The organism is Mycobacterium sp. UM_WGJ (assembly GCF_000455125.1).
Classification (GTDB): Bacteria; Actinomycetota; Actinomycetes; order Mycobacteriales; family Mycobacteriaceae; genus Mycobacterium.
This window is the reverse complement of sequence record NZ_AUWR01000105.1, coordinates 1-776: the sequence shown is the minus strand read 5'-3', so window position 1 is coordinate 776 and position 776 is coordinate 1. Positions and strand designations below refer to the sequence as shown.

Genomic DNA, 776 nt, shown 5'->3' with positions numbered 1-776 from the left:
ACAGTGAGGTAGGGCAATCGATGAGTGGCCATTCCAAGTGGGCTACCACGAAGCATAAGAAGGCTGTCATTGACGCTCGTCGTGGCAAGAATTTTGCTCGGTTGATCAAGAATATTGAGGTTGCGGCGCGGGTGGGTGGTGGGGATCCGTCGGGTAATCCGACGTTGTATGACGCCATTCAGAAGGCGAAGAAGAACTCGGTGCCCAATGACAATATTGAGCGGGCGCGTAAGCGTGGTGCTGGTGAGGAAGCTGGTGGGGCGGATTATCAGACGATCACCTATGAGGGGTACGGGCCTAACGGTGTGGCGGTGCTCATCGAGTGTTTGACCGATAACCGTAATCGGGCTGCTAGTGAGGTGCGGGTGGCGATGACGCGCAATGGGGGTCAGATGGCGGATCCTGGTTCGGTTGCCTACCTGTTCAGCCGTAAGGGCTTGATCACTTTGGACAAGAACTCCTTGACCGAGGATGACGTGTTGGCGGCGGTGTTGGATGCCGGTGCTGAGGATGTCAATGATGTGGGGGAGGGCTTTGAGGTGATTTCGGAGCCGGGGGATCTGGTGGCGGTGCGGACTGCGTTGGTGGAGGCCGGGATCGACTACGATTCGGCTGAGGCGAGTTTTCAGCCGTCGGTGAGCGTGCCGGTTGATGTCGAGGGTGCGCGCAAGGTGTTCAAGCTCGTCGAGGCGCTCGAGGATAGTGACGACGTGCAGAACGTGTGGACCAACGTCGACCTGTCCGACGAGGTCCTCGCAGCCCTCGAAACCGAATAG

1 protein-coding gene is annotated in these 776 nt (G+C 58.4%); it reads left to right on the top strand.

The window, feature by feature from the left end; all coding sequences use genetic code 11:
- Window positions 1-20 precede the first annotated feature (20 nt).
- Window positions 21-776 (top strand): YebC/PmpR family DNA-binding transcriptional regulator, encoded by a 756-nt coding sequence (locus N416_RS0120970; protein ID WP_024444049.1) that lies wholly within the window; start codon window positions 21-23, stop codon window positions 774-776.